At 60.5% G+C, this 8,081-nt stretch carries 6 protein-coding genes; 1 reads left to right on the top strand and 5 read right to left on the bottom strand.

The annotated features are described in order from the left end of the window. Window positions 1–71: 71 nt before the first annotated feature. From O0J73_RS20240 to O0J73_RS20250, 3 genes are all read right to left on the bottom strand, one after another. Window positions 72–281, bottom strand: coding sequence for a hypothetical protein (locus tag O0J73_RS20240; protein ID WP_022580212.1), 210 nt, complete (start codon window positions 279–281; stop codon window positions 72–74). A 61-nt stretch (window positions 282–342) separates the two neighbouring features. Continuing rightward, window positions 343–2,412, bottom strand: a complete 2,070-nt coding sequence (locus O0J73_RS20245; RefSeq protein ID WP_000994919.1) for a ParB/RepB/Spo0J family partition protein — start codon at window positions 2,410–2,412, stop codon at window positions 343–345. An 80-nt stretch (window positions 2,413–2,492) separates the two neighbouring features. Next, on the bottom strand, window positions 2,493–3,320 hold the full coding sequence (locus tag O0J73_RS20250) for a DUF932 domain-containing protein (protein WP_003092327.1): 828 nt from the start codon (window positions 3,318–3,320) through the stop codon (window positions 2,493–2,495). A gap of 392 nt (window positions 3,321–3,712) precedes the next feature. Between O0J73_RS20250 and O0J73_RS20255 the strand changes: the two genes are divergently transcribed. Continuing rightward, entirely contained in the window at window positions 3,713–6,169 is a 2,457-nt protein-coding gene (locus tag O0J73_RS20255) for an AAA family ATPase (protein ID WP_001223964.1), read from the top strand. Between the two features lie 66 nt (window positions 6,170–6,235). Here O0J73_RS20255 and radC read toward each other — a convergent pair whose 3' ends face one another. Both radC and O0J73_RS20265 read right to left on the bottom strand, forming a co-directional pair. Continuing rightward, window positions 6,236–6,745 carry a DNA repair protein RadC gene (radC, locus tag O0J73_RS20260; protein ID WP_003092330.1) on the bottom strand — a complete coding sequence of 170 codons (510 nt, stop codon included), beginning with the start codon at window positions 6,743–6,745 and terminating at the stop codon, window positions 6,236–6,238. Between the two features lie 351 nt (window positions 6,746–7,096). Continuing rightward, a partial coding sequence (locus O0J73_RS20265; RefSeq protein WP_308309487.1) for a PDDEXK nuclease domain-containing protein occupies window positions 7,097–8,081 on the bottom strand: 985 nt, incomplete at its 5' end.

The raw sequence follows: 8,081 nt of genomic DNA on the forward strand, positions 1-8,081 counted from the left end.
CGGCCACCGCCGCGCCCGGAGTTTTCGACCACCGGCCCCAAGGCGGCACGGCTTGGGGCCGGTGCGGCTCGTTATTCCTTGGTTTCGATGATCCACCACACGGCGCGCGGCAAGGCGCGGCCCGTGAGGGGATGCAGATCGGTCAGGTCGGCGCGGGCCGTCCAGCCACGCGGCGGACGGTAGCCGCGCACGTCGCCGTCGCCGTGCCAGCGGCGGGCGCGCACCGTGCCGGAGGCATAGGTCGCAGCTATGCGGGGGCGGTTTGCGGGTTGGTGGGTCATGGCAGGCATCCTCAACATGAAGCGCCCCGGCCGGAACCGGGGCGCTATCTACGGTGCGAAGTCACGCGGCCAAAGCCTCGGCCTGCGGCTGGTCATCCGCCACGGCGGCCACTTCTTCCTGTGCTTCGGCTTCGCCATCCGCCGGCGCGTCCTGCCCGGTCTGCTGCGGGCCTTCGGAGCGGAAGATGGCGGGCATCCAGCCGGTGCCAGCGGCCAGCCGTTCGGCTTCGCTGGCAATGTCGCCCTTCTTCAACTTCGCCAGTCGGGTGACGTGCGAGGGCGCGAACCCGCCAACGGCTTCCAGAATCGCGGCCTTCGGCACATGCCGGAAGTAACCCTCATTGGTGGGCTGCCACCACGCGGCCATATCCAGCCCCACGGCCTGCGCCAGTTCCGCGCCGGGCTGGTGCGGCGTGGCGCGAGGCGTCACCACGTCCACCGTGGAAGCTAAGCACACGGCCAACAGCCGCACCAGTTCATCCTGTGATTTCGCCAGCAGCGCGGCGAACAGTTCGGCGCTGTCCTCCGGCAAGGTTTCGCCTGCCACCTGTTGCAGTTCGCGCAGCGCCACGGCGGCGGGTGATTCCGGCCAGTCCGGGGCCATGCCTTCCAGCCGGTCTTGCACCGTGAGGCGCACACCCAGCGGCAGGTCGTGCCCGTAGTGCCTTTCCTGCAAGACGGTCTGCACCATGCCATGCACCACGGCGGCCAGCGCTGCTTGCGGATGCCGTGCAACTTCGATTTGCAGCGCAGCGGTACGGTGCGCGCTCAACCGCTGCGCCAGTCGGTCAGACATGGCGGCGGTCTTGGGCTGCTCGTCGTCCTCGCCTGCGTCCTCGTTCGCGGCTTCGCCTTCGCTGCCGAAACCCTGCCGCAGCCGCTCCAGCGTGCGCAGTGCCTTGGCCTCCGCTTCGCGCAGCAGCCCGCGATGAATCGCGGCCTGCCCGTCGCGGTCGATGGTGACAATGGCACCGGCTGCGGCCTTCACGTTGGCCGCATAGTCCAGCAAGCCATCTTCCAGCGCCTGCAACTGCTCGCCCAGGCGTTCGCCTTCTTCCTGCAAGGCATCGGCCTTTTCCTCGTCCTCGTCGTCCAGCGCGGCATCCACCGCCTCGGCCAGTTCGTGCAGCTTGGTTTGCAGCTTCTCGATGCGCTGCGCGTCGCGCTTGTTCGGACTGCGGCGTTCCCTTGGCGCACGCTGGAAGGCTTGCAGATCGGCATGGGTCATGCCCGGCGTGGCATCCACCCACGCCCAGCCCTCGGCCTGCACCTTGGCGGCGATACCTGCCAGCTTGTCCTGCGCCAGCCGTTCCAGCAGTGCGGCATCGGTCAGATACACGCCTTTGTCGCCCTCCGCGAACAGGTCGCGGCGGATGCCACCGCCTTCCTGCTCGTAGCCGTCCAGCCCGACAAAGCGCACCAGCGGATGCCGGTAGGCGTCGATTTCGCGTTCGGTCAGGCGGTCGCGCAGGTTGTGCGGGCCGCGCTGCCATGTGGGCGCATCGTAGAACGCGGCTTCCTGCGCAGCATGGTCGTCGGTGATGGCGAGGGCCATCAACTGGTCAAGGCTCACGGCCTCGGCCCGGTAGTCGGCCAGCAGGCGCGGCGACACGTTGGCGAGTTTCAGACGGCGCTGCACCACCAGCGGCGTGACGCTGAAATCCGCTGCAATGTCCTCGATGCTGCGGCCTTCGGCCACGAGCGCGGCGAACGCCTCGAACTGGTCGGCGGGGTGCATGGCTTCGCGCTGCACGTTCTCGGTGAGGCTGGCCGTGCGGGCGGTGCCATCGGCCACCAGCAGGCAAGGCACCTCCCATTCCTTGCTAATGCGGTGCTTTTTCGCCAGCAGCTTCAACGCTGCGAGGCGACGGTCACCGGCCACGACCTCGTAATGCTCGCCATCGGCGGCGGCAATCACGATGAGGTTTTGCAGCAGGCCGACACGCTGGATGCTGGCGGCGAGTTCGGGAATGGACATGCGCGGGGTCTTGCGCACGTTGCGGCCAGTGGGACGCGACACCAGCCGCGACAGCGGAACCAGAATCAGGTTCTTGGTCGGATCAGCGGCTTCCAGCGGGATAGCGGCGGCGGTGTTGATGGCGCGGGCTTCGGTTTGGGTAACGGCGTTCATGGTGATAACTCCTATCGGTTCAGGGATGCAGCAGCGAAGAAAGCGACAAGGGCTGCTGCCTGCCCCTGCCGCGTGGGGATTCAGGCTTTCAACTGGCGCATGCCATCGGCCAGCAGCCAGAGGGCGCGATTTAGTCGGATGTTTTGGTCGATGCCCTGCACCGGGCGGGTTTGCTGTCGGCGCCCGTTGGCGCTGCGGCCACGCAGCCCGCCTTGGGTCAGGTTTTCTTGGGTGCGGTTGAACACGCTCCACAGGTCGGGGCGGCGGTCGTCGAAGCGGCGCGGCATCAGGATTTGCGATTCCGTGATGGGCGCGGGCTTGTCGGGGTCGTCGTACTTGAGGGCGAGCGCGGCGCGGGCGAACACTTCGGATTCGCCATCGTCCAAGGTGATGCCGCGCATGGCATCGCGCGATTCCTTCACCCGATCGAAACCGCTCAAGACTTCGTAAGCCCCCTCAATGACCAGACCGGCCACGTCGCCTTTATGGGGCACTCGCACATCGGCCACGGTGTTGCCGCAGACAAGGCCATTGCTGCACACGAACCGGAACATTCCGGCCAGCATCTGATAGCTGCTGGTGCCGTCGTGCGAGTTCAGCAGCACGATTTCGTTGGCCTCCGCGCCGTTGATCTGGCTGGCATGGCGCAAGCGAATCATGTGTTTGGTGTGCTCGCGCTTGCCTTCGTCGCGCACGCGGGTTTGCGTCACCATGAAAGGCTGGAAGCCTTCTTTGCGAAGCTCGGTCAGCACGGCGGCGGTGGGGATATAGGCGTACCGCTGCGAACGGCTCTCGTGCGGGGCATCCGCGAAGATGGACGGGGCCACGCGGTGAATCTGGTCGTCGGACAGCGGGTAATCGCTGCGCAGCGAGGGGGAGCGGAAAGCGAAACGGGATGCGAGTTGCATGGTCTTTCTCCTGACAAAAGAGGTTTGCTGTTCACACCGCACACCGGATTTCTAGATTCGGAGCCCAGCCTTTCGGCTGTTTGGTGCGGTCGGCACGAGGAACCCGGTTGGCCCTGTTGCCACCGTCTTTCCTGAGTTCATCGCCCGCGCCCAAAGGAGCGCGCGGACGGGGGCCGTCAAGGAGCCAAGCGCAGGGTTGGTGCGGCCCGCAGGCGCAGCCGAGGACACGGCCCTGCGCGCCTTGACGGCACACGGTCGCGGGCTACGGTCGCGGGTAAGGTGATGAAGTCAGGGGAGACGGCTGGACAAGGCAACGGCCATCCCTTTGTGCTGACCGCACGCAAGCGAAGCGCGCAGGCCCGAAGCTGGAAGCCGGGCCGTAGGCGTCAGCGATGCGGAAGGCTGGCGAAGCCAGTCCCGCCAGGGATGAGCGACTAGCGAACCTGGAGCAGCGCGATCCGCGAAGCGGAGACGCAAGAGGACTCTTCGTTTACCATTTGTTTCGCAAGCAAATGATGGGAAAGCAAGAACACGGAGATATAGAGATGATTGTCTGCATCAACCGCCTCAAACAGTTCGGAATCTTCAGCGACTTCAATGGAACGAAGATCCAAAAGTTCGGCCGGTACAACCTGGTCTATGGTTGGAATGGAACAGGCAAGTCAACGTTATCGAATCTATTCTCTTGCTTTGAGCTTCGCTCGATGGTTCCCCGCTTCAGCACGGGCCAATTTTCAGTAGTTCTGGAGGATGGCTCAACGATCACGGAATCCACACTCCACTCATCCCAATTGAATATTCATGTTTTCAATCAACGCTTCGTGCATGAGAACATTGATTGGGACAAATCCGTAAAGAGCATCCTTCTTATTGCGAAAGAGAAGATTGATGACTTGCAGAAGCTGGAGAAGCTGAAGAGCGAGCTTCAGTCGAAAAAGAAGGCTCACGACGACAAGCAAAGCGATATCAAGAAGCAGCGTGAGGCATTAGAGAAGTTCCTGACCAATGCTGCCAAGAAAATGAAGCTTGGACTTCAGGCGATTGATACGAGCGACAGTTATTACTTGAATTACGACCGCCGCAAGCTCTTCAACTTCATACAGAATAACGGCGAGACAATTATCAAGGCGGAGTCGGTTCTTCCAGATGAGAGGGTTATCGACCTTACGAATGCCGCCAAGCCAGATCAGCTTCCAAGCATTGCTTTCGCCTCAACGGCCATTGAGCCGGACTACTTTAAGAAAGCGGCGGGCCGCATCAGAGATTTGATTGGGACTACGGCGGTCAATCAAGCAATCCAGCGGCTGACCGATAACCCGGAAATCCGCGAATGGGTTCAAGCAGGCTTGGAAATCCATAAAAACCACGACTCGCAATCCTGCGAGTTCTGCGGCTCTCCGTTCGCCCAGCTTCGTGCCGAGGCGCTTGCTGCCCACTTCAGCAAGGAGTTCACGGAGTTTCAGAGCCGACTTCAGAACGCGGCGACATGGATTGAATCTCAAGGCGCTCCAGCTAATCAGTTTCCCGCATCGACCGAGTTTTATAAAGAACTATCGGCCGAGGCAGAGAAGCTTCAAAAGGACTACGCAACTGCTGCTGAAAAGATCGACCAGCAAATCGACGCCTGGCGGGAAGCCCTGAAGGCCAAGATCACAGACCCTGGGAAGACAGACATTCAGATCTCGGATGTGGTTGAAGACGATGTCACCAATTTCAATGACATCCTGAAATCGATTGTTGCTCTCGTTGGAAAGCACAACAATAAGACTTCAAATTTCAAATCTGAGACCTCAAAAAGCAAGGTGGCACTGGAGCTTCACTTTGCTGCGGCTGAGGTGCAAGAGTTTGACTATGCTGGAAGTGAGAAGAAGTGCAATGACCTTGAGTCAGAAGCAAAGAACGACCATAAGGAAATTGAAAAAATTAGTCTAGAGGTCGGAGCCATAGAAGCGGCGCTCTCGAATGAAACGGTCGGGGCAAAGGAGTTCAATGACATCCTGCATCGCTTCATTGGCCGCTCTGAGCTTTGCCTGAACTTCAATCAGAAGAAGAAAGGCTATGAGATCATCAGAAACGGGGTTGGTGAGCACGATGGGAATTTGAGCGAAGGTGAGAAAACTGCGATTGCATTTGTCTATTTCATCACGAAGCTCAAAGAAAATGGAAATAACATCAAGGATACGATCGTCGTCGTTGACGATCCGGTCTCAAGCTTTGATTCTAATCACTTGTTTCACGCCTACTCGTTTTTGAGAACGCAATGCACTGAAGCCAAGCAACTTTTTGTGCTGACTCACAACTTCACTTACTTTAAGCTAGTGAGAGACTGGTTCACTGGCACCAATAGGAATCGAGTCAAAAAAGGCAACGCCGAGAATTGCTTCTTTTATCGCCTGGATGCGCCACCTGGCTCCCCTCGTCACTCCCTACTTGTGGATGCCGACGACTCACTCAAGAACTACGGTTCCGAGTACCACTATATCTTCAAGAAGCTCTACGAATATAGGGCGCACACAACACTCAATCGAGATGAGGCGTTCTTGACCGCCAACCTCGCCCGAAAGCTTGTTGAATCGTTTTTCACCTTCAAATATCCAAGGCGTCGAAGCGACATTAGTCAATTGATGGAGGCTGGCCTAAAAGATTGCACCATCACGACACCAGAGCTTAAAGAAAAAATCTACCGCTTTATCAATAAGTATTCACATAGCGACGTTATTGAGATAACAGAGGAATCCGCAGAAAACTTGGCAGGCGAAAGCCACAGCGTCATCGGGAACATCTTCCAGTGGCTGGAAGAGGTGGACAAGAAACATTACGACGAGATGATTCAGGTTGCGACGGCCTGAGCATCAGGCCGCGAGGGCCATAGCTATGCCACCAGGCGCAGCAAAAAGGGGCCGAAGCCCCTTGGGCTAGATCAGCCCATGCTCGGCGAACGATGCCGTTTCGTTGCCCGCAACGATGATGTGATCGAGCACGCGCACGTCCACCAGACCCAACGCTTCCTTGAGCCGCTGGGTCAGCGCCCGGTCAGCCGCGCTCGGCTCGGGGTTTCCGCTCGGATGGTTGTGCGAAACGACGACCGCCGCCGCATTGAGCCGCAGCGCCTCCTTGACCACTTCGCGCGGATACACCGACGCACCGTCAATAGTGCCGTGGAACATCTCCCTGTATTCGATCAGACGATGGCGCGTATCCATGAACAGCACTACGAACACCTCATGCTCGAAGCTGGCCAACTTTGTACGCAAGTATTCCTTGACCGCCGCCGGCGAAGTGAACTCTGCTCCGCGCCGCATTTTCCGGTCAATGACCTGGCGCGCAGCTTCCAGAATGTCGTCGGCCGATGCCGGTAGATAGCGCCCGTGCGCGTCGCGCACCAGCAGACAGGAATCGAACGAGGGAAAGGACAGTTGCGACATGATCGTGCTCCGGTTGCTCGGGCGGAATTGCCCGGAACCGGCGGCAGCACGGCGCAGCGCAAGCAGTCAGGGGTCGCAGACGGCCGCCAGGACGCAAGCGCGCATGGCGCGCGCCGCCCTTGACGGCGAGAACGCCGTGATACGGTGAAGGGAACAGCAAGACCGCCCACACCCGCCCACTGCACAGAGTCGATTTTTGGCAAGCGGAGCGCGCAGGCCCGGATCAACGAGCCGGGACGGAGGCGTCAGTGATGGAAGCCCGACAGGGGCGAGACTCGCGCAGCGAAGCTCGATGCGCAGCACGACAGCGCGACGGCGGCACGCCGGGACGCCCGACTGCTTGGGACAGGACTACTCGTTGTCCGTCTTGCGCTGCTCGATTTGCAACTGCGCCCGTTGCGTTGCCTGTTGCAGCCGCTCCACCAGCACGCCCCTCGGCGGCAAGGCGGTCAGATACTCGGCAACGTGGATGCCGGACTTGTCCAGCTCCAGCAATTCGATCTGCTCGCGCTTCTTGCCGGTGCAAAGGATGATCCCGAGCGGCGAGGCTTCCTCCGGCTCCCGTTCGTGCTTGTCTAGCCACCGAAGGTAAAGCTCCATCTGCCCTTTGTAGGCCGCCTTGAAGTCACCTACCTTCAACTCCACCGCAACCAGCCGCCGCAGCTTGCGGTTGTAGAACAGAAGGTCAAGGTGGAAATCCTCGTCGTCGATCGGAATGCGCTTCTGCCGGGCGACGAATGAGAAGCCCGCGCCCAGCTCCAGCAGGAAGGACTCCATTTCACGGATGATCGCCGCTTCCAAGTCGCCTTCCTGCCAAGTGTCCCGCAGGCCCAGGAAGTCGAGGATGTACGGGTCGCGCATGACCAGGGCCGGCGACATGCGCTGCGCATCGCGCAGGGTCGCCAACTCCTGCGCTATGGTTTCTTCCGGCTTTTGGGAAAGCGCCGTGCGCTCGTACAGCATCGAGTCGATACGCTCGCGCAGCGTCCGCACGCTCCAGCGTTGGGTGCTGGCCATCTGTGCGTAGTAGTCCCGCTGGAGCGGGTCTTTCAGCGGCATCAGGGCGATGAAGTGCGTCCAGCTCAATTCTCGTATCAGTGATACGAGAATTCGCTCGTCGGGGAAGGTGGCGGCGAACTGCACCATGCGGCGCAAGTTCTGCTCTGCAAAGCTGCTGCCGTACTCCTCCACCAACTGCGCAGCCAAGGTGGGCAGAACTTCCTTGCCGTAGGCGCCCCGGCGCCTGTCCAAGACCTGCGTGTGGATGCGTTGGCCGATGCGCCAGTAGAGCATCGTAAGCTCGCTATTCACCGTCGCGGGGGGGGGGGGGGGGGCG

The sequence above is a fragment of the Stenotrophomonas sp. Sm6012 genome, assembly GCF_030985895.1.
Lineage (GTDB): Bacteria > Pseudomonadota > Gammaproteobacteria > Xanthomonadales > Xanthomonadaceae > Stenotrophomonas > Stenotrophomonas forensis.

Bases quoted from the DNA above. Each gene is read 5' to 3' on its own strand.
- O0J73_RS20250 (WP_003092327.1), bottom strand. From the start codon at position 3,320: ATGCAACTCGCATCCCGTTTCGCTTTCCGCTCCCCCTCGCTGCGCAGC.
- O0J73_RS20255 (WP_001223964.1), top strand. From the start codon at position 3,713: ATGCGGAAGGCTGGCGAAGCCAGTCCCGCCAGGGATGAGCGACTAGCG.
- radC (WP_003092330.1), bottom strand. From the start codon at position 6,745: ATGTCGCAACTGTCCTTTCCCTCGTTCGATTCCTGTCTGCTGGTGCGC.
- O0J73_RS20240 (WP_022580212.1), bottom strand. From the start codon at position 281: ATGACCCACCAACCCGCAAACCGCCCCCGCATAGCTGCGACCTATGCC.
- O0J73_RS20245 (WP_000994919.1), bottom strand. From the start codon at position 2,412: ATGAACGCCGTTACCCAAACCGAAGCCCGCGCCATCAACACCGCCGCC.